The organism is Xenorhabdus budapestensis, assembly GCF_017743015.1.
In the GTDB taxonomy this organism is placed as follows: domain Bacteria; phylum Pseudomonadota; class Gammaproteobacteria; order Enterobacterales; family Enterobacteriaceae; genus Xenorhabdus; species Xenorhabdus budapestensis.
In genome coordinates, this window is sequence record NZ_CP072455.1 from 1,891,341 (window position 1) to 1,917,057 (window position 25,717).

The window sequence follows — 25,717 nt, forward strand, 5'->3', positions numbered from 1 at the left end:
ATTAGGCTCTTGGTTCCGGTTGTTCCAGGTTTTTCAGATAATCATAAATGGCAGTTTGTGCGCGGATTTTACGCTTATTTCCCCGTGGCACATAGCGGTTGCTCAGTTCTTTATCAATATAGCGTGCCTTAACCGTATCGTTAAACTGGAGTTCTAAGATATCCAACACTCGTTGTTTTAACAGGGGATCTAACAAACAAACCGCGACTTCAATACGATAATCAATATTCCGGGTCATCCAGTCTGCGGAAGAGAGGAAAACTTTTTCATCCCCTTTATTGGTGAAAACATAAACCCGATCATGCTCTAGGAAACGATCTACAATACTGGTGACTTGAATATTCTCACTAAAACTGGGTTGATTGGGAACCAGAGAACACATGCCGCGGATCAGAAGACGCACTTTGACGCCCGCTTCGGAGGCATCATACAGGCGATCCACCAATTCTCTATCTACCAGGTTGTTTATTTTTAAGGTAATGCCTGCAATTTCTCCCTCTTTGGCATTTTCGATTTCTTGAGTAATTAACTTATTGAGCATTGCACGTGAATTTTGGGGCGATACCATTAAATTCTCAAATGTTACAGGGCGATAAGGGTTTTCAATAAAGTTAAATACACGACGTACTTCATTGGTGACTTCTGGCTTGGCTGTTAGCAGGGAATAGTCGGTATATAAGCGAGCCGTTTTTTCATTGAAATTTCCTGTACCGATATGGGCATAGCGGATAATTTCATCGCCTTCAAGGCGTGAAATGATAAACAGCTTAGCGTGAATTTTCAGACCCGGAGCAGAGAAAATCACATGCACGCCTGCTTCAGTCAAGCGTTTTGCCCAGTGGATGTTGGCCTCTTCATCAAATCGTGCCTGTAACTCGACTACTACCGTCACTTTTTTACCGTTGTGAGCAGCATGGATCATAGAATCAATAATGCGTGAGTCTTTAGCTACACGATAGATATTGATTTTTATCGATAATACACTTGGATCGAATGATGCCTGCCGCAGTAATTCCAGTACATGCTCGAAAGTGTGATAAGGGTAATAGAGCAAAACATCTTGTTCACGGATAGCATCAAAACCGTTGCGGAAATGATCGAACCAGGTATGGCGTAAGCGTGGCATGGGTTTATTCAGAAGGGTTCGGTTTCCTTCATTGGGAAATTTGATGAAATCTTTGAAGTTGTGATAACGGCCACCAGCAATGACAGAGTCATCATTAGACAACCCTAACTTACTGCGTAATAGTTCTACCATTTCATCCGGCATATCTCGCTGATAAACAAAGCGGACAGGCTCGGCTGTTAACCGTTGCTTCAGGGTTGAAGACATCAATTCCAACAAACTGGACTCCATTTCCGTTGCCAAATCGTATTCAGAATCACGGGTCATTTTCATGGAGTAAACGTTCAGTGTGTCGTAATCAAAAAAACCTTTGAAAATTTCATCCAGTGTGTAACGTAAAATGTTATCAAGTAAAATCATTGATTTGCGTTTTTTTGGCATTTCTGGTGGCAGATTAACAAAACGGGGAACTTTGTCTGCTGGAATTTCCAACAGGGCATATTTTGTTTCTTGTCCCCGAATAATTTCCACGGCCAAATAGGTGTAATCATCTTTCAAAAATTCAACCAGATTCGTCTCTGGATTGATAACGATAGGTGTAATATGCGGACGCAAATGTTGCCGGAAATATTGCCGCAACCAGATTTGTTGATTGGGAGATATCTGCCGTTCATTGATCAAGAAAATCTGGTTGCGTGCCATTTCCAATAGTAAATCGTTATAGAGTTCATCAAACTCCTGATCGATTTTGGCTACTTTAGACTGGATCTTTTTGAATAATTGCCGGGCGCTGGTTGCAGAACCCCGTTCTTCGCTAATAAGAATACGACGTTTTACATCAGCGAAACGAACTTTATAAAACTCATCCAGATTATTGGAGTAGATCCCTAGAAACCTCATTCTTTCAATAAGTGGATTGCTTTTGTCAGCCGCTTCCTGAAGTACACGTTCATTGAAAGAGAGCCAACTGAGTTCTTTTTCTGTATAGAGGCGGTCGTGGGACATTACTACTCCATTTGGTCCATTTATTGGGTTAACAATCTTGCTTTTTACTCTGAGAATGACGAATTTTGTTAGCAAAATAGTGATGTTGGAAAGTGCACATCCGAATAGCAGTATGATAAGAGCCGTTTACGAAAAATTCATCGATTAATTCACCTTCTGTATAAAACCCTAACTTATTGTATATATGAATTGCTTTTTCGTTCTCTTTATCAACGATTAAATAGAGTTTGTAGAGATTGAGTACAGAAAATGCGTACTCCATCGCAAGTTTAACTGTCTCAGTTGCATAGCCTTGCCCTTGATAAGCCGGTGCAATAATAATCTGAAATTCGGCACGGCGATGGATATAATCAATTTCCACCAACTCAACCAAGCCGACTTTAGCGTTCATGCTTTCTATAATAAAACGGCGTTCACTTTGGTCATGAATATGTTTGTCATAGAGATCGCATAATTCAACAAAAGCCTCATAAGGCTCTTCAAACCAATAGCGCATGACACTGGCATTGTTATCAAGCTGGTGGACGAAAGGGAGATCTTCCCGTTCGAGGGGGCGTAAGTTTACGGGTGGATTTTCAGAACCACTGGACATTGGATACCTCAGTGTTTTTACGATAAGGGCCGATTTTGTTTTGGTCTATACGAAATGATATACGGATAGTTAATTAATACTAGATATCCGCGTCGCCTTTTTAAGTTGCAGCTTGTAGGTTAGCACTATAAATATAGAAAAGAACGAAATATAGAAAAAGAACTTTCCGAAATAATAATTTACAGCAAAGTGTCTGGTTAATTTTCATTATTTTAACATGATTAACTTTAATACATTAGCCTTAAAACGTATTAATCTTAATGCATTGACTTTACATGCTAACCTGAACACATTAATTCTGAACACAATGCTGTAATCGTTCCAATAATATTGGTTATTCTGAAGCATAACCTTGTGGCGGCAATATCTTGCCATCCATAATGGCGATATTGTCATCCATTCTCAGACGCTCATTCAGGAACCAGCCGATGACCAGCGGATAGATATTATGCTCCTGAGTTTGAACACGTCTGATAACATCTTCTTCCTGATCACCTGCAAAAATTGGTACTTTAGCCTGCAAGACAATGGGACCACCATCAAGTTCTTCAGTCACAAAGTGGACAGAAGTACCGTGCTCCTGATCCCCATTTTCTATTGCTTTACGATGGGTATGCAAACCGGGATATTTCGGTAGCAGGGAAGGGTGAATATTAATCAGGCGTCCGCGATAATGCTGTACAAAACCAGGTGATAATATTCTCATATAACCCGCTAAAACGACCAAATCGGGCTGGTATCGATCAAGAGCTGTGAGCAGGGCTAAATCATAATCCGCACGATTTGAATACTCTTTCGGATTGAGAAAATGCGTGGGAATACCCGCGTATTCTGCCCGTTGCAGGCCATAAGCATTGGCATTATTGCTGAATACTGCACAGACTTGCCCATTAATCCGGTTTTGTTGGCAGGCATCAATAATAGATTGTAGGTTACTGCCATTACCAGAAATTAATACCACAATTTTTTTCATAGGATGACTTTCTATTGACTGGCTTTCTGTTAACTAATAACGACTTGCTGTTCGCTGTGACCAAGTTCAGCAATGCTGCCGATTTGCCACGCATTTTCACCCGCTGCGTTTAGCCACTCAATTGCCTGTTTTGCCTGAGATTGTGGTAAAGCAATTATCATACCGACTCCACAGTTGAATGTACGGTACATTTCGTGATCGCTGACATTACCTGCCTGTTGCAACCATTTGAAAATCGCAGGCCACTGCCAGCTAGTACCCTCGATTCTTGCTTGCATATTTTCTGGCAGAACACGGGGAATATTTTCCCAGAAGCCGCCACCTGTCAGATGAGAAATCGCGTGGATCTCAACATTCTCAATTAATTCAAGTAATGGTTTGACATAAATACGGGTCGGGGCAAGTAAATGATCAGCTAATGGCTTATCATCCAGTTTGGTTGTCTCAGGATTGGTCTGACTGACTTCAAGGATTTTGCGAATTAATGAATAGCCATTAGAATGTGGCCCGCTGGATGCTAATGCAATTAGTGCATCGCCGACCTGAACTTGACTACCATCAATGATTTCTGATTTTTCAACTACGCCGACACAAAAACCAGCAACGTCGTAATCTTCTCCATGATACATGCCGGGCATTTCGGCTGTTTCTCCACCGACCAGTGCACAACCAGCTTGTTTACAGCCTTCTGCAATGCCGGTGATGACACTGGATGCTGTGTCAACATCCAATTTACCTGTCGCATAATAATCAAGGAAGAACAGAGGTTCAGCACCTTGAACAACCAGATCATTAACACACATGGCGACCAAATCAATTCCGATAGTATCGTGACGTTTCAGATCCATTGCCAGACGCAGTTTAGTACCAACGCCATCTGTACCGGAAACTAAAATAGGTTCACGATATTTTTGTGGCAGGGCACATAATGCGCCGAATCCTCCCAATCCCCCCATCACTTCAGGGCGTCGAGTCTGTTTCACAACCCCTTTGATACGATTGACTAAGGCATTACCAGCATCAATGTCGACACCAGCATCTTTATAGCTAAGAGAGGTTTTATTGGTCACTGCGTAGCTCCCAGGCGATTGCATTTGAATGAATAAAACAGAACGGCGATAATTCTAACAGTCTAGGCAAACGTTTGCGATAGTTTTCTGTAGGTTATTACGGATAAAAAAGATAGAAGAAAAATACTTGTGGTTGCTAAAAATCAATAGATGGATAGTGGCACGATATCAAAAAGGAGGTATAATCCCGCGATTTTTTTATCTGCCAGCTATATACAGTAGGAGAAACCCATGAAGATCGTTGAGGTTAAACACCCACTCGTTAAACATAAACTGGGCCTGATGCGCGACCATGATATAAGCACTAAGCGTTTTCGTGAACTGGCCTCAGAAGTGGGAAACCTTCTGACATATGAAGCAACTGCTGATTTAGAAACTGAGAAAGTGACCATTGATGGATGGTGTGGTCCGGTAGAAATAGATCAGATCAAAGGAAAAAAAATCACAGTAGTGCCTATCTTGCGTGCAGGTTTGGGAATGATGGATGGCGTTTTGGAAAATATTCCAAGTGCCCGTATCAGTGTTGTCGGTGTTTATCGTGATGAGAAAACATTTGAGCCTGTGCCTTATTTCCAAAAACTGGTTTCTGACATTAATGAGCGTATGGCGCTGGTTGTTGATCCGATGTTGGCAACAGGCGGTTCTATGATTGCTACGATTGATCTGCTGAAAAAAGCAGGTTGCCCTGTTATTAAGGTATTGGTTTTGGTTGCTGCACCAGAAGGCGTTGCAGCGCTGGAGAAGGCTCATCCTGATGTTGAGTTATATACCGCGTCTATTGATGAACGTCTTAATGAACATGGGTATATTGTTCCTGGCCTGGGGGATGCAGGCGATAAGATATTTGGTACAAAATAATATTTATAGAATAATAAAATTATAAGCTAATTTATATCTGCTTCTCATATTTTAAGTTTTGTGTCATAAAAACTGACTATACTAAAGATATCAGATGTTTTTTCTATATGATTCAATTTCACTTATTTATTTAGTATCAATAAAGATAAAGTAGAGAATAAAATGAAAAATACCAATATTATTACTTTATATATAGATGAACCTTTGATTACAGCGTTTTATACTGAACTTGCTAAATTTCATATAGAAGTTGATCCAGTAACATCTCATTCAGAGACATTCAACATTATTAAACCTACTCTCACTTTTCTTAAAGATAATTTAAGCTACCTTGATAGTATAAGAAGAGCACTCATTGCACTTTTGGGTGGTCGTAACCTAAAAATATCTATAGTTAAAAGTGATGGCAGCTCTATATTTATTGAGGGTGATTTAGATAAAAATGAAGTCACTGAACTTTTGAAAGAAACTAATGCTTTGATAATTTCTACATCCAATAAAGAAAAGTAAATCATTAGAGAAAACAGTTCAGTGAAACTCATATTCATTAGGGAAAGAGCTATTTTTGCTATCATCCAAATGTCAATAAAGATCCTAACTAAAAAATAAAACATTACCAGCGTATGTTGTCAACCGGGTTTTACCCGGAAAAGTCAAGATTAACAATAATTCTCATTCTAAGAAGAGTATTCATTTCATTTGCTATCGTTTTTTGTGATAGACTTGGTTTTTATGGTAGGCTTAGTGCTGTTCGTTATCCATTCCGTTTGAGGTGCTTCTGAATACATCGGCGCAGCTTTCATTGCCCTTATATTTGCCTGATGATGAAACATTTGCCAGTTTTTTTGCAGGTGAGAATACGTCTTTATTAGCAGCCATAAAATTGGCTATTAGTCAGTCACATGGCAGTTATATCTATTTTTGGTCCCGCGATGGTGGGGGCAAGAGTCATTTACTCCATGCAGCTTGTGCCGAATTATCCCAACAAGGAGAGGCTGTAGGGTATGTACCATTAGATAAACGTGCTTATTTTGTTCCGGAAGTTCTTGATGGAATGGAGCATTTATCATTGGTGTGTATTGACAATGTGGAATTTATCGCAGGTGATCAGGTATGGGAAATGGCTATTTTTAATCTCTATAACCGCATTGTAGAGATTGGCCGAACCTGTCTTTTGATCACCGGAGATCGTCCTCCCCGGCAAATTAACTTAACGTTACCAGATTTGGCATCTCGTTTGGATTGGGGGCAGATCTACAAATTGCAGCCGTTGTCTGATGATGAAAAAATTCAGGCATTGCAATTGCGGGCGAAGCTACGGGGATTTGAATTACCTGAAGATGTGGGCCGTTTTGTGTTAAAACGACTTGATAGGGAAATGCAAACACTATTTAGGACGTTAGATGAGCTTGACCGTGCTTCTATTGTGGCTCAACGTAAACTCACGATCCCGTTTGTAAAAGATATTCTTGACCTTTAACAAGTCGGGTCAGGAAGTAAAGAATGAAAAAGTGATAGAGGTATTTCCCTATCACTTTTTTGTATATGCCAAAATAATTAATTGCCTAAAATTTCTTTAACTTGTTCTGGCGGGCGTCCTAAGCGTGCCTTATTTCCTACCACAACAATTGGTCGCTCTATGAGTTTAGGGTTCTCGGACATTGCCTGAAGTAAGGCTTCCTGTGATAGTTCACTATTATCAAGCCTCAGTTCTTTATAGAGTGCTTCTTTAGTTCGCATTAACTGACGGGCATCGTTGAAACCCAGCTTTTTTAATAAAATAGCAAGTTGTTCTGCTGTTGGAGGTGTATCGAGATAATGAATGATTTCTGGTGTATTCCCGAGGTCTTCAATTAACTTAAGCGTTTCCCTACTTTTTGAACAGCGGGGATTATGGTAAAAAATAATATCTTGCATGTAAAAAACCTCATTTCTCATATTGGCTATAACGTTGTTGCAGTTGGCGTAACTGATCAATGCGGGCATCGTAGCGGGCTTGATCATAACTATTTAATTTTACCAATGCACTGGCCTGGCTGAGATAATTTATAGCCATATCAAACTGTCCTTTTAATGCCATGGTTTCTGCATAAGCTGCCAGTTCAATACTGCGTTTTCCTTGTTTACCTGCCGCTTCTGCCATTAATGACCAACCTGTTAAATCATCAGGATGATTGAAGGTATATTGGAATAGCTGCTGTGAAGCCTTTGGATATTGTTTAGCTTGAATATAGACATTAGCGAGCTTGATTTGTAGTACCGGATCATTTTTATGTTTTTGAAGAGCTTGTTGTAAGCGGGTAATAGCTTGCGCATACTGTGATTGTTCAATATCAATATTTGTCATGGCGCCGATAAACCATATATTATCTGGTTGCTCATTCAGTAATGGAGTCAGTATTGTTCTGGCTTCAGTATACTTTTTATTTTGGATTAGTAAGAGAACTCGTCCGTAAGAAGCGGCAATTTTTTCTTTTGGTGTTCCTTGGCTATATTTGTTCAGAAACTCTTCTGTATAGGGATATTGTGCAGAAGATAGTGTTGTAGACTTTATTGTCAGAATACGCACGCGAGCAAGCAGATAATCCTGTGATTCTGGGATAGATTTTTTGGGGTATTGATTGGCTCTATTGCGGGCATCAGCTAAGCGGTTGTCAGGCAGTGGATGGGTATATAACATTTCTGGTAGCTTAGAGCTGTACCGGGATTGATCTCCTAGAGTTTGCATGAAATTGGGCATTCCATAAGGATCAAATCCGGCTTGGCTTAATATTCGCATACCTATACGGTCTGCTTCCTGTTCGTTTTCACGAGTAAAGCTGATTATGCCTTGTGTAAAACCAGCCAGAGTACCACTTAATGCCGCCATTCCTGCTTGTGGATTAGCCATTAGCAGTAAGATAGAACCTAATGTTCCAGCCCATGCCAGCGGTGATTTTCGTTGGATATCTTCCATCCGGCGGGCTAAATGACGCTGAGTGATATGGGCGATTTCATGAGCCATGACAGACGCTAATTCGCTTTCATTTCGGCTATAACGGAACAGGGCTGAGTGTAGTACAACATTGCCACCGAAAATAGCATACGCATTAATGTTAGGGTTATTGACGATATAAAAATGAAAAGGCGTTTTGACCGCATCTGCGTGATTTACTAACCGCTGGCCTAGCTTATTGATGTATTTTGTTAATAGTGGATCATAAATCAGCGGGGTTTCAGCACGTATTTGACGGATATAGAAATCCCCTAGTTCTATTTCTTGATTGATACTGAGTGTAGATCCTGCTGTTGTACCAATATCTGGTAATGAATCTGCAACAGGTGCGGAAAGGGCCGGAGTATTACCAAATAGTGTCAGACTAACCAATATCGCTATCAGAGATCTTTTAGTAGACGTTTTTTTCATAAAGCGATTCTCATAAAAGCACTTCTAATAAAAACACTATGTCCAGTTAGCTATCATTTTCGGGATACGTGTATGATAGGAAAGGGTAACTTAAAATCGGTCAGTTGTAAGCAATTTCGGTAAAATAATTGTTAAGTATTGTTATCAGGGAGTTTTGTTTATGTTGGATATGATCATGCAATGGTATCGTCGCCGTTTTGCTGATCCACAAATTGCTGCATTATCATTCATTTTGTTAGCAGGGTTTGGCATCATTTATTTTTTTAATGGTATTTTGGCACCAGTTCTTGCCGCAATTGTACTGGCGTATTTACTGGAATGGCCAACGGTAAAACTGGAAAAATTAGGGTGTAGCCGTTCACTTTCTGTGACTATTGTATTAACCATTTTTATGGGGATTAGCGCCCTGATTATCCTAATTGTTGCCCCAACAGTTTGGCAACAGGGTGTGAATCTGTTTTCTGATTTGCCAAATATGATTAACCATTTTAATGAGTATGCCCATACTTTGCCCTCCCGTTATCCCGCTCTGGTTGATGCTGGTATCATTGAAATGTTTGCAGAAAATCTGCGTGGCAAGCTTTCCTTAGCGGGAGAATCTGTGGTTAAGTTTTCCGTGGCATCCTTGATTGGGCTGTTAACTCTTTCTATTTACCTGATTATTGTTCCTTTTATGGTGTTTTTCCTGTTGAAAGATAAAAATAAGATGGTTGCAGCACTACAAAGTATATTGCCGCGTAATCACGGTTTAGCCGGGAAGGTATGGCGTGAAATGAATCAACAGATTACGAATTATATCCGTGGAAAAGTGATGGAAATGGTTATCCTGACCATTTGTACTTACGCGGTATTTGCTTTCTTTAAATTGCATTATTCGATGCTACTTGCTGTACTTGTTGGTTTGTCCGTGTTAATTCCCTATGTAGGTACAGTGATCGTCACTATTCCTGTCATTATAGTTGCGTTATTCCAATGGGGTTTCGGAACAGATTTTTGGACACTATTTATCGCTTACTTGGTTGTACAAGGGTTAGACGGAAACCTGCTTGTACCTATTCTGTTTTCGGAAGCAGTAAACCTCCATCCACTGGTTATTATCCTTTCTGTCATTATTTTTGGTGGGTTATGGGGATTCTGGGGCGTTTTTTTTGCTATCCCATTGGCGACTCTGATCAAAGCGGTCATTAATGTTTGGCCAGAAGAAAAAGCAGAAGAATAGCCATAGCGAACCGCGATAGTGCTGAAAAAAATCCCCCATCTGTCTGATGGGGGATTGTGTTATTAGCTCGTAAGTTTATCAAGATGAATGCTGCTTTAGATAATCCAGAACAATTTGGTGGTGGTCACTGGTTTTGAATCTATCAAAAACGTGTTCAATATTACCTTTTGAATCAATTAAAAAACTGATGCGATGAATACCATCATAGGTTTTTCCCATAAACTGCTTTTTACCCCAAACACCAAATTGCCCGGCAACCTGATGATCAACATCAGAAAGCAGGGTGAAATTCAGCATCTCTTTCTCGGCAAAGCGGGATAATTTTTCGGGAGTATCTGTACTGATGCCTAATACTGTGACATTAATTTTTTCCAGTGCGTCCATCGTGTCGCGTAAACCACACGCCTGAACGGTACAGCCCGGGGTCATTGCTTTGGGATAGAAATAAACTAAAACACGCTGACCTTTGAAGTCAGATAAGTTAATGTTTTCGCCATCTTGGTCAGGAAGGCTGAATTGTGGGGCCTTGTCTCCGGCTTTCAATGGACTCATCACGCATTCTCCCTTTAATCGTTTTTATTCAAATGGATTTTATACACTAATACTACTATATGTTCATTCATTAATACGTATCCTGCCTTCTTTCAAGTTGCGATGTTAGTAGTTGTGTGACTTAAGCAGTGTGGGATTCTAATTATTTGTATGAATAGTAAGTTATTTCTTCTTGTTTAATGGTATTCAACATTATTCGTCTATACTCATCTTGTTAATTTATAGAACGTATGAGTGGCTGCTTAGGCCAGATTTAAAGCTGTATCTTATTTTTTTTCATCTGGTCAACAAGCCTTACCATCCAACGTTTCCTGCACACTAATACTGCCTTGCGCATTCAATTCAGTGCACAGGCGATAAAAGGTTTCTTTAAATACAATTCCATTATCATCCAGTGGATTATGGCCTGTGATTTGGATCTGCAAACGAGCGGGCATATTTTCATCAGTTGGATGGGTTTTTGATACCAGTTCAGCAATATTGAAATTCTGGGTTGTGAACAGGTTAGTGAAACGTTCAACAATACCGGGAGAATCATCTACATCTACCCGGACTGAAACCGTTGAAGGAAATTTTGTTTGAGCGCCGCTGCGAGTCCGTTTCATCACAACGAGTAATTCAAGTTCAGCCGCCCTTTGGGGCAGAGTGGATTCAATCAAGGTAATCGAATTCCAGCTACCAGATAGCAGCATGATAAAGGTAAATTCTTCGCCAAACATTGCCAAACGGCTGTCTTCAATATTACAGCCGCATGTATTAACAAGGCGGGTGATGGTATTGACGATACCGGGGCGATCTGCACCGAGAGCAGTGATCACTAAAAAATGTTGTTTTGATTTTGGCAAAGCGATTTCCCTTATCTATGATAGATGTCTGCTATATATATCGTTATTAAACATAAAAAATGATCAGCAGAAGGTCAATGGCATTTATGGCAGAAAGGGCACGATTATAATCTCTGTTTAATCGTCTACACTTGATATTAACAAAATTCATTGAAATCGTAAGGTTAAAGAGTTTCCTTCCTTATAACAAGAAAGTACCATGATTTTCTTGTTTGCAGTGTAAGATTTAGTTGAGGGGAAATGGTAATGGAGAGTGGTCACTTCGATTTTACGGGTAGTATGGTTGCAATAATCACACCAATGGATCTAACTGGTCAGGTTGACAAGGCCAGTTTGAAAAAATTGATTGATTATCATGTCGCCAGTGGTACATCATCAATTGTTTCTGTTGGGACAACCGGGGAGTGTGCCACACTTACTCATGATGAGCATGTAGATGTTGTACTGACAACCCTTGAATTAGCTGATGGTCGTATTCCGATTATTGCCGGAACAGGCGCAAATGCCACTGCGGAAGCGATTTCGTTGACCCGATGCTTTGAAAATACGGGAGTTGTTGGTTGCCTGTCTGTGACACCTTATTATAATAAGCCATCGCAGGAAGGTTTATACCAGCACTATAAAGCGATAGCTGAGAATACCGACTTACCACAAATTCTGTATAATGTACCATCTCGTACTGGATGTGATTTGCTGCCATCGACTGTTGCACGCTTGGCGAAATTGAAAAATATTGTCGCAATTAAGGAAGCAACAGGGAACTTAAGTCGTGTCAGTCAGATCCGAGAATTAGTTAATGATGAGAATTTCATTCTGTTGAGTGGTGATGATGCAAGTTTTCTTGATTTCATGCATCTTGGTGGAAAAGGAGTTATTTCTGTAACAACGAATGTGGCAGCAGCAGAAATGGCACAAATTTGTGAGTTGGCTCGTCGTGGTGAATTTGCGAAAGCGCGTAGCCTGAACAGCCGACTGATGGAATTGCATCATAAATTATTTATTGAACCTAGCCCGGCGCCAGCTAAATGGGCTTGTCATAAACTGGGATTAATTGCCGATGACACATTGCGTCTGCCAATAATTGCATTGACGCAAGAAGGGCAAATTTCAGTTGAGAATGCCTTGAAAGTGGCTGCATTACTGTAAAATTTAGGGAATTTTAATGGCAACATTATTGCAAAAATCGAAGGTCATGAAGGTTGCTGGCCTGTCATTGGTCGTTTTGCTGGCAGCCTGCTCCAGCGATCAGAGCTATAAACGTCAGGTAAGTGGGGATGAGTCTTATCTTGAAACTCCTCCTCTGAAAATATTGAATATTCCCGCTGGGATGAACTTACCACTACAAAATGGTGAATATGATATTCCGCCAGTGGCTTTACAAGGGGCAACTGGAAAGGCTGTTGATATACGTCCACCACTGCAGGCATTGGCGTTATTGACAGGGTCTCGTGTTGAAAATAGCGCACAAAGCAGTAAGCTGTTGCTTGAAAATACTCCTGAATACAGCAAATTGTGGTCACAAGTGAATAGTTTCTTGGCTAAGAAAGGTTATCAGGTCAGTCAACGAAATGATGCTACCAAAACGTTGACAACTGACTGGATTTTGTGGCCACGGTCAGATGAAAATGTTCCTTATAAGGGACGTTACCACATTTCGGTTGCTCAGCAGGGTTATCAAATAGTTTTGACTGTTTCAAATGCAGGTTTGGAACATAGCGGTAAGGTTGTCAACAATCCACTGGAAATCCAGCATTACAACGCATTAATGCTTAACGAACTGGTCAGGGGTTTGAGTGAACAACAAGAATTGTTGGCTCAGAACGGAACCCCAGATACTGGTGCTTTGGTGGTACAGAGCGGTAGTGATAACACAGGGCTGCCACAAATTATTGTCCGTGCACCATACAATACAGTCTGGAACAGGCTGCCATATGCATTGGAAAGCATCGGCATGCAAGTTACCGATCGCACCCGTTCGACTGGCGCTATAGCGCTAACGTATAAGGAACTATCTTCTTCAGGTTGGGAAGCATTAAGTGTTGAGGCACCGACTATCAGTGCAGGAAACTACAAGTTACAGGTAGGTGATCTGGATAACCGAAGCAGTTTGCAATTTATTAGCGAAAAAGGTAAGCCGCTGACTCAATCCGAAAATGATCAAATGGTCGCGGTGCTGCAAGCAGCATTTAGCAAGACCACAAACAAATAACATATAAAGGGGCTTAAGCCCCTTTATATATTTGAGTGAAATGTTTTAGGTTAGATGTTTTGTTTAATTTTCCGTTTAAAGATGTCGCATCTCTGGAGTGTAATATGCAGAAAAAAGCTGAGTTGTATCGTGGAAAGGCAAAAACAGTGTACGCTACTGATAATCCTGATCTGCTTGTGCTGGAATTCCGTAATGATACATCAGCATTGGATGGTGAGCGCATTGAACAGTTTGATCGTAAAGGAATGGTGAATAATAAATTCAACTATTTCATTATGCGTAAATTGGAAGAAGCAGGTATTCCGACCCAGATGGAGCAGTTGTTATCAGAGAATGAATCTCTGGTCAAAAAACTGAATATGGTGCCTGTTGAATGTGTTATTCGTAACCGTGCGGCAGGTTCACTTGTGAAACGCCTCGGTGTGGAAGAGGGGATGGTTCTGAATCCACCTTTGTTTGACTTGTTCCTGAAAGATGATGCCAGACATGACCCGATGGTTAATGAATCGTATTGCGAAACATTCGGCTGGGTCAGCAAGGAACACTTAGCTGAGATGAAGTGTCTGAGTTACAAAGCCAATGAAGTTTTAAGTCAGGTATTTGATGATGCGGGCTTAATTTTGGTGGACTTTAAACTGGAATTTGGTCTGTTCAAAGGGAAAATCGTATTGGGTGATGAGTTTTCACCAGATGGTAGTCGTTTATGGGATAAACAAACGATGGATAAAATGGATAAAGATCGTTTTCGCCAAAGTCTTGGTGGCTTAGTTGAAGCGTATGAAGAGGTAGCTCACCGTATTGGCGTTATTTTAGATTGATGACGCAAACGATTACTTAAATGGATGTAGCTAATTGGCAATATCTATATCCAATAAATTTCAAGTTGCAGCTTTGTTAGCTGCAACTTGAAAAATGAAATGCATGAAATCAATTATGTATTAGTTTCCATGGGTTACAGCAGGTATTTTGTTTGTTGCTGCCAGCCTTTTTGCTGCATACAAAAGCGATAAACCTGATTTCTGGAACGTTCATTGGCGTCAATGATGTAACTCTCGGTTATCGGTACTCTTTGTTCATAAGAACAATCTTTACCACAGTAATTTTTGACTGTTTGGAGGCGAGACGTTTGAGCCACTTCGTTTTTCACTGGAAATTGTTGCATAGCGCTTATATTACACTCTGCATTTGCTTCGTGAAAAGGTGTGGGATTACTCCTTGCGGGTACCCATTGAGTGGTACAACCGGTTAATAGCATACTTATAGTGATTAAAAGCGCTGATTTTTTCATATTTCCTGTACGAACGCATCCTGTTTGCGAGGTATTCCCCACAACCTTTCCGCATTCACCTTAATAAAAGAATTAATATCTATCATAGAGATAACTTGAAAGATTAAGAATATCTTAGCAACTATTTTATTATGAAAATATAGTTATTCGTTGGTATATTTTTACCGAACATCAATAGGTTTGCTTACATGTCGGACAATTAAGTTATTATTCTGCTCTGCGTCAGATAATACATTGGTTACTGTCAGAAGCATTTTCTTCTATTTTTGTAGAAAACAGGAAATTTATGAGTCAGATTGATCCCACTTTACTTATCTTATTAGTACTGGCTGGGCTTGGTATTATTAGCCATAACATGACGGTAACATTGGCCATGTTGTTTTTGCTGGTCGTCCGCATTACCCCATTGAATCAATTTTTCCCTTGGGTCGAAAAATATGGTTTAACACTGGGTATTTTGATTCTCACAGTAGGAGTCATGGCTCCTATCGCCAGTGGGAAAATTTCTGCACAAGAAATTTTCAGTTCATTCCTGAATTGGAAATCGTTGCTCGCTATTGTCGTCGGTGTTCTTGTGTCGTGGCTAGGTAGTCGGGGTGTATCCCTGATGTCAAATCAACCCTCTACAGTCGCGGGGTTATTGGTCGGTACGGTGTTAGGTGTAGCATTGTTTAAAGGGGTTCCGGTCGGTCCATTGATTGCGGCAGGCATATTGTCCATTGTAATTGGCAAATCATGACAGAATTGGATTTGAAATGGAGAGCGTTGCAGGAACAAATGCAACGACAAGGACAGCGCCGTTTGCTGGTATTAAGCGGTGAGAGTCAGTGGAGTGAACAGATCGTCACTTATTTGAAAGGGGTGTTTCAGGGAGATTGGATCACGATTACTTCCAACGCTCATGATGTTATCAACACTTCCTATACGATTAAAACTCATGGTGTTGTTGAACCTACAAGTGCTATTGAGCCCACAAAATCGGTTGGTTTACTGGGAAGAGAATTTTTACATGGGGTTTTTGATGCAACCTGTGGCTTTAATGCTGAAGCGTTAGCGATACTGGCGGGGACGCTGAAAGCAGGAAGCTGGCTGGTGATGCGTGTCCCTGTCTGGAAACAATGGGCTAATTTGCCAGATGAAGATAGCTCTCGCTGGAATGAGTCTGTTGGTGTAATCCCCACGCCGCGCTTTATTCAGCATATTCAATGGCAGCTCCTTACTTCTCCGAATTGTTTATTATGGCGGCAAGAAACGTCTTTTTATCCGGAGTTATTGCCTCAAACTCAGCCGTGGAACATGCCGGATGGTAATCCGACAATCAGTCAGCAGTTGATACTTGAACAGTTGTTACAAGTTTCACAAGGTGTTTGGGTGATTACTGCACCACGTGGGCGAGGAAAGTCTGCGCTTGCCGGGATGTTAGTGCGTCAGTGGCAAGGAAAATGTTGGTTATGTGCACCAGCAAAAGTAACGACAGAAGTTATTCGTTGTTATTCCGGGGGTTTTGATCATTCGGATACTGGTTCTAGTGAACAGGGGCCGCAATTCTGGTCGGTCGATAACTTACTGAAATTTCTTCGACTGAAAGAATATCAGAGCACAGACAACAAGAGTGCAGAACGGAAGATAGCGGCAGACTGGCTTTTAATTGATGAGGCGGCTGCAATTCCAATTCCACAGTTAGCGGAACTTATTCGGCATTTTCCACGTGTGCTATTAACCACGACTGTACAGGGTTATGAAGGAACCGGACGAGGATTTTTATTGAAATTCTGTTCTGCTTTACCCGATTGTCATATCAGAGAGCTGAAAACACCAATGCGTTGGGCCGAAAATGATCCATTAGAAACATGGCTGGATAGCGCATTGTTATTTGATAACGGTATTGATGATAGTCGATTATTTTCTCAACAAGCGCCTCATTTTGATATTGAAAAAAACTTATCCTTCAATTTCATTGAACAAGCAACGTGGTTACAACAACCTTGGTTATTGCGCCAGTTCTATGGGTTATTAACAAGTGCCCATTATCGAACTTCTCCTCTTGATTTGCGCCGTTTGCTGGATGGCAATGGAATGACATTTCTGGCTGCTATGTCTTCTTGTGTTGTGCATGATAACCCACAGCTGATTGGTGCACTATGGATGGTGAATGAAGGAGGGTTGTCACCGGCACTGGCGCATGAAATATGGGCTGGCCGCCGTCGCCCAAGGGGAAATCTGGTGGCTCAATCGCTGGCAGCGCACAGTGGTTTTCCTCAGGCTGCTACAATGCGATCACAAAGAGTCAGCCGCATTGCGGTACAAGCACAATATCGTCGTCTTGGTATCGCGCAGTGTTTGATTGCCCGACAATGTCAGGCAGCACACGAGCAAAATCTGGACTTCTTGTCGGTCAGCTTTGGTTACACTGCTGAACTTTGGGCACTTTGGCAAAAATGCGGTTTTCGGTTGGTACGGATGGGAACACATCTTGAAGCGAGCAGTGGTTGCTATACCGCGATGGCTATTTTGCCGTTGAGTGAACAAGGGATATGGCTTGCTCAGTCTGCACAGCAACAATTATCCCGTGATGCGAATGGGTTGGAGTCATTGATTGGGTTTGTTTTACCTATTGCTCATCAAGATGATGAGCAACTTAATGAGAATGACTGGCAAGAGCTGGCTGGTTTTGCATTTGCGCATCGTCCCTTATCCGCTTCTTATTTTGCATTGCAACGCTTATTGTTAGCGAATGATCTGGCTCTGCCTGCATTGAGAAAACACCTCCAACAGAAGATGGAGCTTGAGCAATGTGTGCGTGATTTGTCTCTGAATGGACGTAAAGCGTTGTTAAAACGCTGGCGAGAAGAGGCAGTAAGTGCATTGGCAAGTATTGATAAAATACTTGCCAGGCAATGGAAAGATCGAGTTATTTCTTGTGATCTACCTTCTTACCACTTGCCTGAGGCCAATCGTCCTCATCATCCCATGCAGCGTTAAGATCCCGGTGAGGAGGGAGTTCAGGCTTGTTATCCAAAAAACGCTTTGTGTTGATGCGGCTCAGTTCTTTTATCGCATTGATAATAATGCCTGCGAGTAACAACAGAACTACCCACCAATAATCCATTAGCCAGTGCATAACAGGCTCCTCTAATATTGTGATTGACCTTAAACCTCTTCTGTTATTTTGATATATTTTTCAAAAATATAGGAGAGGTTTGCAGTCAACCAATGAATGCCGGCAATGTCACGATCCTGCCAGACGTCTAATAAGACTGGTTCATTGAATAAACATTCTGCTTCATGAGATAGCGGCCAGTAACTGATATGCCAGGGTTCATAAGCTACACCTCGCACCGTGGCGCGGGTAAATGGCCGATAGAAATCATAACAGGACATATTTTCTGTTAACCAATCTGATAGTGGTTCAAAGTAACCACCATCTTCATATTCCCACGGTTCCAATAATAACTGTTTGCCTTGTGGCAACAGAAAAGGATCATAAATATCCAGCTCAGTTCCCCAATGATGTCGGCTGGCTCCCGGTAAGGCAGACCAACGGAGAATGGCTTCGCAAATTTCTCCTTCAGTCATTTGAATAATATCAAGAAGCTGGTTGTTGATATCTAAGACTGGTCGTTGTCCCCGAAATTTTTCATTCCAGATAGTTTGTTGGCGTGTGAAATCACGAAAAGAGCTGGCAGGCTGTAACTTAAAGCCTGCTTTGGCAGCGTCTCGTTGCATGGCAAGGAATGCTTTGGTGGCGTCAAATTGTAAACGGTGATTACCAGAAAGTGTCACCAAATGATCTGTTGATACACCAGTCAGCATTTCAGGCGTCATCATTTAATTAATTGCTCCATGATGCGTTGATAGATCAGACTCAACTCCTGTAAATCAGACACGCTGACACATTCATTTGTTTTGTGAATAGTTGCATTAATAGGCCCTAATTCCACGACCTGCCCGCCCATTTTGGCAATAAAGCGCCCATCAGATGTGCCGCCGCTTGTCGATAATTCTGATTGATATCCACAATAATGTTTGATGGCTTCAACCGTCGCATCAACAAGTTCCCCTTTACAGGTCAGGAAAGGCTGACCGGATAACCACCATTCGATTTCATGCTTTATTTCATGTTTTTTCAGCATATCTTCGACTCGCTGGCAGATCTCAGTGTCTGTCAGTTCGGTACTGAAACGGAAATTAAACTGAACCTGCAATTTACCCGGTATGATATTATTGCTTCCCGTACCTGCCAGAATATTGACGATTTGCATACTGGTGGCAGGGAAGAATTCATTACCGTCGTCCCATTTAGTATTAACTAACTCCTGTAGGAAGGGGAGTGAGTGGTGAATAGGATTATCAGCGAATTGAGGATATGCAACATGCCCTTGAATACCGTGAATGGTTACATTGGCGGTCAGGGAGCCCCGGCGTCCATTTTTGATCGTATCACCGAGACGCTTCTGGCTGGAAGGTTCGCCCACCAGGCAATAATCCAATTGTTCATGGCGTGACATTAATGTTTCAACAACTTTGACAGTGCCATTTACTGCATTAGCTTCTTCATCTGAAGTAATCAAAAAAGCAAGGCGGCCCCGATGATTAGGGTTATCAGCAACAAAGCGTTCTGCTGCAACTATCATTGCAGCCAGGGAACCTTTCATATCTGCTGCACCACGACCATACAACATACCGTCACGGATAATTGGCTCGAATGGTGGGCTTTGCCATTCTGAGGTATCACCAGCAGGGACAACGTCAGTATGCCCAGCGAGAGCAAAGGTTACCCCTGTTCCACGATAGGCCCAGAAATTCAGAGTATCACCGAAAGGCATCCTTTCTATTGTAAAACCCGTATTTTGCAGACGTTGGATCAGAATTTCCTGACAGCCCTGATCATCGGGGCTGACTGAAGGCCGCTTAATTAATTCCTGAGTCAGTTCAGTTACTGGACAAGTCATCATGTAAACCCTTATTTAGCCGTAAGAGAACAGTCATGAGAAAAAAACTGTTGGTATTGTTCAGCCTTGAAGCCCAGTAAGTAGCTTTCTGCTGCTGATGCTATTGTTTCCGATGTTGATGGTTTTGAGATTACTGGTTTTGAAACTAACAGTGGGCGTTTAATGATAGCGGGTTGTTCCAGCATCAGTGCTTTAGCGGCTTCGGCGTTGTTGATAGTAGCTCTTTGCTCATCAGGCAATTTGCGCCAGGTTGTGCCACGGGTATTCAGTAAAGTTTCCCAACCTACTTGTTCAATGAATATTTGCAGTAGTTCAGGGGATAAGCCATCAACACGGTAGTCATGAAATTGATATGGGATCTCTTGATCTTCTAACCAACGACGTGCTTTTTTCACAGTATCGCAATTTTTGATACCGTACAGAGTGAATGTTTTTTGAGGAGTGGTATCTGACATTATGAGAGCCTTAGTCTTGTTTACACATCCGGCATATACCTGCCATCTTCCAGGTTGCCGCTTTGTTGGTCGCATCTTGACGTCTATTGGGTATAATGCGGGAAATTTGTCATTTTATCCAGATAACACGAACCTTTCATATTCCCTGGCAGAACCGAACTGTGTATTTTACCTATGTTGCCTGTCAATAGTGTTCGCTGCTTATATTCATTCAACAACATATAGTAATTACGGTAAATTTGAGATCCATTAGGTATAATTTTCATATATACCCGTTGTCTTTCAAGTTGCATCTTTGTTGGCTTCACTTGCTCACCCCAGTCACACAGTTATCTATATTCTTGAGATTAGTGAGAAGCTTCTGCCTCTCACCGGAGGCCAGCCTTTGGCTGGGCAAATTCGTTTCCGAAGAATTTGTCACTCTTTTGCCGTCGCGATACATCTTGAAATCCATAGGGTATATATTTCATGAATAAATTAATTCTTAAACATTAGTTTCAAATAAATACAATAATTACATTTATTATAATGAAATTAACTATGAATTAAATTGAATTAATTATAATTAACTTTTATCTGATTTAATTCACAATTTCCCTGTTGATCAAAATCAGGGAAATTGTGTCTCTCTTTATAGAGATTGCATGTCAAGTGTTATATTAAATCTGCTCTTCTATGTTTCAGATAGATGATGGTAGCTTCGAGACGGGAGCGGGATTTAAGTTTTTTCAATAAGTTACGTGTATGGACTTTCACGGTTTCTTCTGAGATAAAAAGAAAATCAGCAATTTCTTTATTCGTCATTCCTTCTGAGATTTCTTTTAAAACGTCTAATTCACGTTTAGTTAATTTTGATAAAGGATCAACATAAAGATGACGAGTAGATAAATATTGGTAAACTTTTTCACTGTATACAGCTTGCCCATTTACAGCTTTTTTTATGTTAATCAGCAGAGGGGTTAGTTCAATATCTTTTAATAAATAACCATTCGCACCCGCATCAACAGCATCATAAACGTCGCTTCGGTTAGCTGAATCAGAAAGTACCAGAACATAGGAATCAAGCCCTTTACGGCGGAGCGACTTAATCGTATCAATTCCTGAAAGGCCGTTGGTTTTCAAACCCATTAGAATAATATCTGGTTTTATTTGGCAAGCGATATTAATGGCATCTTCGCCGTTATCTGTCTCAGCAGTCACAATGAGTTCGCGCTCTGATTCAATCAACCCTTTTAAACCATGACGAATGATAGGATGATCATCGACTATCATGACTGTATGATTATGCATGTTCCTTCTCCCATAATAGAAATGCAGATCTTATGTTTTGATAAAACATAAAAAAACAGAATTCTGCTTTATGTTAAATAGCTGTGTGATTTTTATGGAGTATATTGAATCATCTATAATAGAGATTCTGAAAATATATCCTGATATAAAAAAAGAAATATCGCAAACAGGTTTATCCATTTAGGTGAAATAAAATTCACAAGCGTGAGAAAATGAGTTTCCCTAATTGCTAATAATTTTCTAAATCAAATTTCTACGATTATTTTATAGATTAAGTTTTGTTTTTGTAAACTCATTTTAAAGTTGTTTCTTAGATAGATACCTCTCTTAATTAATGTAGTGAGTGATTAGTGAATAGAAAATATAAATACCTCTCTATGAGTATAATTGAGGTATTTATATATGGAGTTGTTTAAAATGAAATCATTAATAGATCATTTTGCGAACGATTATTTCAGTGGCTATTAATAAAAATATTGCTAGTATCATGATTTAACCTTCCTTGACTATTATACTGAACAGATTTTTACTTAGACATGACTCACAAAGGATCAGACGATGGACGAAAAATTAAAACAAAGTGCCCTTGATTTTCATGAATTCCCGCAACCGGGGAAAATCACTGTTACTCCGACTAAGCCGTTGACTACACAGCGTGACTTAGCCTTAGCATATTCGCCAGGTGTCGCAGCTCCTTGTCTTGAAATAGCAGAAAATCCATTGGCAGCTTATAAATATACTGCACGTGGTAATTTGGTGGCTGTTATCTCCAATGGTAGTGCTGTATTGGGACTGGGCAATATCGGAGCATTGGCGGGTAAACCCGTCATGGAAGGGAAGGGAGTACTATTCAAAAAATTTTCTGGTATTGATGTTTTTGACATTGAAATTGATGAGTCCAATCCTGATAAATTAATCGATATCATTGCGGCATTGGAGCCGACTTTTGGTGGTATCAACCTTGAAGACATCAAAGCGCCAGAATGTTTCTACATTGAACAGAAACTTCGTGAGCGGATGAAAATTCCTGTGTTCCATGATGACCAGCATGGTACGGCAATCATTTGTACTGCGGCAGTGCTTAATGGATTGCGCGTTGTTAATAAAGACATCGGTAAAGTACGTATGGTGGTGTCTGGTGCGGGTGCGGCCTCCATTGCCTGTATGAACCTGCTGGTGGCTTTGGGCTTAAAGAGTGAAAATATTGTCGTTTGTGACTCGAAAGGTGTTATCTATCGTGGTCGCGAAGAAAACATGGAAAAAACCAAAGCTAATTATGCTATTGAAGATAACGGTAGCCGCACACTCACTGACGTAATTCCTGATACTGATATTTTCCTCGGATGTTCCGGGCCAGGTGTCCTGACGCCAGAGATGGTCAAAACCATGGCGAAAGATCCACTCATTATGGCTTTGGCAAATCCGGAACCTGAGATCTTGCCACCACTAGCAAAAGCGGTACGTCCCGACGCAATTCTCTGTACTGGCCGTTCTGATTATCCTAATCAGGTTAACAATGTGCTCTGCTTCCCATTCATCTTCCGTGGCGCACTGGATGTTGGTGCAACAACCATTAATGAAGAGATGAAACTGGCTTGTGTGCATGCAATTGCAGATCTGGCATTGGCTGAACAGAGTCAGGAAGTTGCTTCTGCATATGGCGATCAGGATCTGTTCTTTGGCCCTGAATACATCATACCAAAGCCGTTTGATCCACGGTTGATTGTAAAAATTGCGCCTGCTGTAGCGAAAGCGGCGATGGACTCCGGTGTTGCAACACGTCCTATTACTGATTTTGGCGCTTATATTGAAAAACTGAATGAGTTTGTCTACAAAACCAACTTATTTATGAAGCCGATTTTCGCTCAGGCGAAAAAAGAGAAAAAACGCATTGTATTGGCGGAAGGGGAAGATATTCGGGTGCTGCATGCAACTCAGGAACTCGTGTCTCTCGGATTGGCATTCCCTATTCTGATTGGTCGCCCAAGTGTCATTGAGATGCGTATCAAAAAGCAAGGGCTTCATATTGAAGCCGGTAAAGATTTTGAAGTGGTCAACAACGAAAATGATCCACGCTTCAAAGAATACTGGCAAGAATATTACCAACTGATGAAACGCCGTGGTGTTTCTCAGGAACAGGCTCGCCGCGCTGTTATTGGTAATCCGACATTGATCGGAGCCATCATGGTACATCGTGGTGAAGCGGATGGTCTGATTTGTGGTACGGTTGGCAGTTATGGTGAACACTATCAAGTTATAAAAGATGTCTTTGGCTTCCGTCAGGGGGCGTGCACAGCCGGTGCAATGAATGCTTTATTGTTGCCAATGGGGAATACTTTTATTGCTGACACTTATGTCAATGAAGATCCGACTCCAGAGGAACTGGCTGAAATCACGTTGATGGCGGCTGAAACTGTACGTCGCTTCGGTATTGAACCAAAGGTTGCTTTATTATCGCGTTCGAGTTTTGGTTCTTTTGATTGTGCTTCTGCACAAAAAATGCGTAAGACGCTGGAACTGGTACAGCAAATGGCTCCGTCACTGGAAATTGACGGTGAAATGCATGGTGATGCAGCCTTAGTAGAAAGTATTCGCCGTGACATCATGCCGGACAGTCCATTAAAAGGTTCTGCTAACCTGTTGATTATGCCAAATATGGAAGCTGCACGTATCAGTTATAACCTATTACGTGTTACCGGTTCGGATGGCGTAACTGTTGGCCCGGTACTGATGGGAGTCTCAAAGCCAGTACATGTACTGACCCCAATCGCTTCTGTTCGTCGCATTGTTAATATGGTGGCATTGGCTGTGGTTGAAGCACAAACTGATCCTCTATAACTCATTCGTATTAGCATCCTAATTTAAGTAATAAACAGGGATGAATAAATAAGCAACTCTGCCGGGTCTTTGCCTGGCAGGGTATTTTTATTTGTAAACGATTCTCATTATCTATAATATGCAGGGAAATTTTTAATGTGATAATGAATATCAATGAAAACATCTACCTGTATAAAAACAACTTTTTTAGTATGTGCTTTCCTGCTTGGTAGTTGTACAACATCACCGACTACCACTCAAAATAACTCTCAAGAAGTAAAACAATCTCTTCCCGGCGAATTAACCCAATCAGGGGTTTTGCTTGATATGAACACAGGCAAATCTATCACTTCTGATGAATTGCTCGAACAATTGGCAACCTATTCCAGAGTCATTGTGGGTGAAAAACACGATAATCCTTATCACCATCAAATTGAGTTATGGCTGGTTCAGCAACTTGAGCAAAAACGTCCTCATGGCTCTGTATTACTGGAAATGATTAACCCAGACCAGCAAGAGAAAGTGAACAAAGTTAAAAGCTGGTTGCAGGGAAATCCAACGGTCAGAGACGAGCGCATTAAAAATCTATTAGCGTGGCAGCAAGGTTGGCCTTGGGAGTTATATGGAAAGCTGGTTGTGGAGCTGATGAAAGCACCTTATCCATTGTTAGCAGCAAACTTGGATCGTAGTGAAATCGATCAGGCATACAAAAATTACAGGGCTGGAGATAGAACTTCACTAGTCTCTGATGATGTTAAAAAACGTATTGACGAAACTATTAAAAATTCCCATGGTGGAAATATAGATGAACTACATCTCTCTGCCATAAGCAAAATTCAGCAATTACGTGATCGGCGAATGGCAGAACAATTGATTAAAGCACCATCACCAGCGTTGTTATTTGCGGGAGGGTATCACGCCGTAAAAGCGATGGGAGTACCTCAGCATGTGAAAAAAATAGCGTCCAATGAACGGATTGTTGTGCTTGTTATTGCTGAACAAGGCGTCTCTTTGAACAACGAATATGCTGATTTTGTCTGGTTTACCCCCCAAAGTTCCCAGTAATGTAACTAATTAGTTGTATCTATCACAAGGATGTGATGATTTTAATAAATAAAAA

At 41.0% G+C, this 25,717-nt stretch carries 25 protein-coding genes; 11 read left to right on the forward strand and 14 right to left on the reverse strand.

Annotated features, from left to right (window positions below; translation table 11 throughout):
- Window position 1 precedes the first annotated feature (1 nt).
- The 4 genes from ppk1 to purM all read right to left on the reverse strand — a co-directional run bounded on the left by ppk1 (window position 2) and on the right by purM (window position 4,706).
- Complete coding sequence (gene ppk1 / locus HGO23_RS08590) at window positions 2-2,071, reverse strand: polyphosphate kinase 1 (RefSeq protein ID WP_099134733.1); 2,070 nt, start codon at window positions 2,069-2,071, stop codon at window positions 2-4.
- Window positions 2,072-2,099: 28 nt separating this feature from the next.
- On the reverse strand, window positions 2,100-2,663 hold the full coding sequence (gene speG, locus HGO23_RS08595) for a spermidine N1-acetyltransferase (protein WP_209028564.1): 564 nt from the start codon (window positions 2,661-2,663) through the stop codon (window positions 2,100-2,102).
- Window positions 2,664-2,997: 334 nt separating this feature from the next.
- Window positions 2,998-3,636 (reverse strand): phosphoribosylglycinamide formyltransferase, encoded by a 639-nt coding sequence (gene purN, locus HGO23_RS08600; protein WP_099134731.1) that lies wholly within the window; start codon window positions 3,634-3,636, stop codon window positions 2,998-3,000.
- Window positions 3,637-3,665: 29 nt separating this feature from the next.
- A complete protein-coding gene (gene purM / locus HGO23_RS08605; RefSeq protein WP_099134730.1) occupies window positions 3,666-4,706 on the reverse strand; it encodes a phosphoribosylformylglycinamidine cyclo-ligase in 1,041 nt (346 codons plus the stop codon).
- Between the two features lie 231 nt (window positions 4,707-4,937).
- On the opposite strand from purM, the gene upp reads away from it, so the two are divergent.
- From upp to hda, 3 genes are all read left to right on the forward strand, one after another.
- The gene (upp, locus tag HGO23_RS08610) at window positions 4,938-5,564 is read left to right on the forward strand and encodes a uracil phosphoribosyltransferase (protein ID WP_038269806.1); all 627 of its coding nucleotides are present in this window, start codon (window positions 4,938-4,940) and stop codon (window positions 5,562-5,564) included.
- Between the two features lie 162 nt (window positions 5,565-5,726).
- The gene (locus HGO23_RS08615; RefSeq protein ID WP_099134729.1) at window positions 5,727-6,074 is read left to right on the forward strand and encodes a hypothetical protein; all 348 of its coding nucleotides are present in this window, start codon (window positions 5,727-5,729) and stop codon (window positions 6,072-6,074) included.
- Window positions 6,075-6,336: 262 nt separating this feature from the next.
- On the forward strand, window positions 6,337-7,044 hold the full coding sequence (hda, locus tag HGO23_RS08620; protein WP_169923019.1) for a DnaA inactivator Hda: 708 nt from the start codon (window positions 6,337-6,339) through the stop codon (window positions 7,042-7,044).
- Between the two features lie 77 nt (window positions 7,045-7,121).
- Here the strand turns inward: hda and arsC are convergent, their stop codons facing one another.
- Window positions 7,122-7,481 carry an arsenate reductase (glutaredoxin) gene (gene arsC, locus HGO23_RS08625; RefSeq protein WP_209028565.1) on the reverse strand — a complete coding sequence of 120 codons (360 nt, stop codon included), beginning with the start codon at window positions 7,479-7,481 and terminating at the stop codon, window positions 7,122-7,124.
- Between the two features lie 10 nt (window positions 7,482-7,491).
- A complete protein-coding gene (gene bepA / locus HGO23_RS08630) occupies window positions 7,492-8,970 on the reverse strand; it encodes a beta-barrel assembly-enhancing protease (RefSeq protein WP_209028566.1) in 1,479 nt (492 codons plus the stop codon).
- 160 nt (window positions 8,971-9,130) lie between these two features.
- Between bepA and HGO23_RS08635 the strand changes: the two genes are divergently transcribed.
- Window positions 9,131-10,189, forward strand: coding sequence for an AI-2E family transporter (locus HGO23_RS08635; protein WP_099134725.1), 1,059 nt, complete (start codon window positions 9,131-9,133; stop codon window positions 10,187-10,189).
- Window positions 10,190-10,267: 78 nt separating this feature from the next.
- Here HGO23_RS08635 and bcp read toward each other — a convergent pair whose 3' ends face one another.
- Window positions 10,268-10,741 carry a thioredoxin-dependent thiol peroxidase gene (bcp, locus tag HGO23_RS08640; RefSeq protein ID WP_209028567.1) on the reverse strand — a complete coding sequence of 158 codons (474 nt, stop codon included), beginning with the start codon at window positions 10,739-10,741 and terminating at the stop codon, window positions 10,268-10,270.
- Between the two features lie 284 nt (window positions 10,742-11,025).
- Entirely contained in the window at window positions 11,026-11,586 is a 561-nt protein-coding gene (locus HGO23_RS08645; RefSeq protein ID WP_099134723.1) for a glycine cleavage system transcriptional repressor, read from the reverse strand.
- A gap of 246 nt (window positions 11,587-11,832) precedes the next feature.
- Between HGO23_RS08645 and dapA the strand changes: the two genes are divergently transcribed.
- From dapA to purC, 3 genes are all read left to right on the forward strand, one after another.
- A complete protein-coding gene (gene dapA, locus HGO23_RS08650; RefSeq protein ID WP_099134722.1) occupies window positions 11,833-12,732 on the forward strand; it encodes a 4-hydroxy-tetrahydrodipicolinate synthase in 900 nt (299 codons plus the stop codon).
- Between the two features lie 16 nt (window positions 12,733-12,748).
- Window positions 12,749-13,795: an outer membrane protein assembly factor BamC gene (gene bamC / locus HGO23_RS08655; protein WP_209028568.1), complete on the forward strand. Its 1,047-nt coding sequence runs from the start codon at window positions 12,749-12,751 to the stop codon at window positions 13,793-13,795.
- Between the two features lie 104 nt (window positions 13,796-13,899).
- The gene (gene purC, locus HGO23_RS08660) at window positions 13,900-14,613 is read left to right on the forward strand and encodes a phosphoribosylaminoimidazolesuccinocarboxamide synthase (protein WP_209028569.1); all 714 of its coding nucleotides are present in this window, start codon (window positions 13,900-13,902) and stop codon (window positions 14,611-14,613) included.
- A gap of 134 nt (window positions 14,614-14,747) precedes the next feature.
- Here purC and HGO23_RS08665 read toward each other — a convergent pair whose 3' ends face one another.
- Window positions 14,748-15,083, reverse strand: coding sequence for a hypothetical protein (locus tag HGO23_RS08665; RefSeq protein WP_099134719.1), 336 nt, complete (start codon window positions 15,081-15,083; stop codon window positions 14,748-14,750).
- A gap of 286 nt (window positions 15,084-15,369) precedes the next feature.
- On the opposite strand from HGO23_RS08665, the gene HGO23_RS08670 reads away from it, so the two are divergent.
- Entirely contained in the window at window positions 15,370-15,822 is a 453-nt protein-coding gene (locus HGO23_RS08670; protein ID WP_209028570.1) for a DUF441 domain-containing protein, read from the forward strand.
- Window positions 15,819-18,065 (forward strand): tRNA(Met) cytidine acetyltransferase TmcA, encoded by a 2,247-nt coding sequence (locus HGO23_RS08675; RefSeq protein WP_209028571.1) that lies wholly within the window; start codon window positions 15,819-15,821, stop codon window positions 18,063-18,065. Before HGO23_RS08670 ends, HGO23_RS08675 begins: the two co-directional genes overlap by 4 nt.
- On the opposite strand, the gene HGO23_RS08680 is transcribed toward HGO23_RS08675, so the two are convergent.
- From HGO23_RS08680 to HGO23_RS08700, 5 genes are all read right to left on the reverse strand, one after another.
- Window positions 17,995-18,204, reverse strand: a complete 210-nt coding sequence (locus HGO23_RS08680; RefSeq protein WP_099134716.1) for a YpfN family protein — start codon at window positions 18,202-18,204, stop codon at window positions 17,995-17,997. The two genes, HGO23_RS08675 and HGO23_RS08680, sit on opposite strands and share 71 nt — an antisense overlap.
- Window positions 18,205-18,233: 29 nt before the next feature.
- Window positions 18,234-18,911: a M15 family metallopeptidase gene (locus HGO23_RS08685; protein WP_099134715.1), complete on the reverse strand. Its 678-nt coding sequence runs from the start codon at window positions 18,909-18,911 to the stop codon at window positions 18,234-18,236.
- Window positions 18,908-20,035: a succinyl-diaminopimelate desuccinylase gene (dapE, locus tag HGO23_RS08690; RefSeq protein WP_209028746.1), complete on the reverse strand. Its 1,128-nt coding sequence runs from the start codon at window positions 20,033-20,035 to the stop codon at window positions 18,908-18,910. The genes HGO23_RS08685 and dapE overlap by 4 nt, the downstream gene beginning before the upstream one ends.
- An 11-nt stretch (window positions 20,036-20,046) precedes the next feature.
- Window positions 20,047-20,490: an ArsC family reductase gene (locus HGO23_RS08695; RefSeq protein ID WP_209028572.1), complete on the reverse strand. Its 444-nt coding sequence runs from the start codon at window positions 20,488-20,490 to the stop codon at window positions 20,047-20,049.
- 654 nt (window positions 20,491-21,144) lie between these two features.
- Window positions 21,145-21,780, reverse strand: coding sequence for a response regulator (locus HGO23_RS08700; RefSeq protein ID WP_099134710.1), 636 nt, complete (start codon window positions 21,778-21,780; stop codon window positions 21,145-21,147).
- A 558-nt stretch (window positions 21,781-22,338) separates the two neighbouring features.
- On the opposite strand from HGO23_RS08700, the gene maeB reads away from it, so the two are divergent.
- Both maeB and HGO23_RS08710 read left to right on the forward strand, forming a co-directional pair.
- A complete protein-coding gene (gene maeB / locus HGO23_RS08705) occupies window positions 22,339-24,618 on the forward strand; it encodes an NADP-dependent oxaloacetate-decarboxylating malate dehydrogenase (protein WP_209028573.1) in 2,280 nt (759 codons plus the stop codon).
- A gap of 153 nt (window positions 24,619-24,771) precedes the next feature.
- A complete protein-coding gene (locus HGO23_RS08710; RefSeq protein ID WP_209028574.1) occupies window positions 24,772-25,662 on the forward strand; it encodes a ChaN family lipoprotein in 891 nt (296 codons plus the stop codon).
- Window positions 25,663-25,717: the final 55 nt, after the last annotated feature.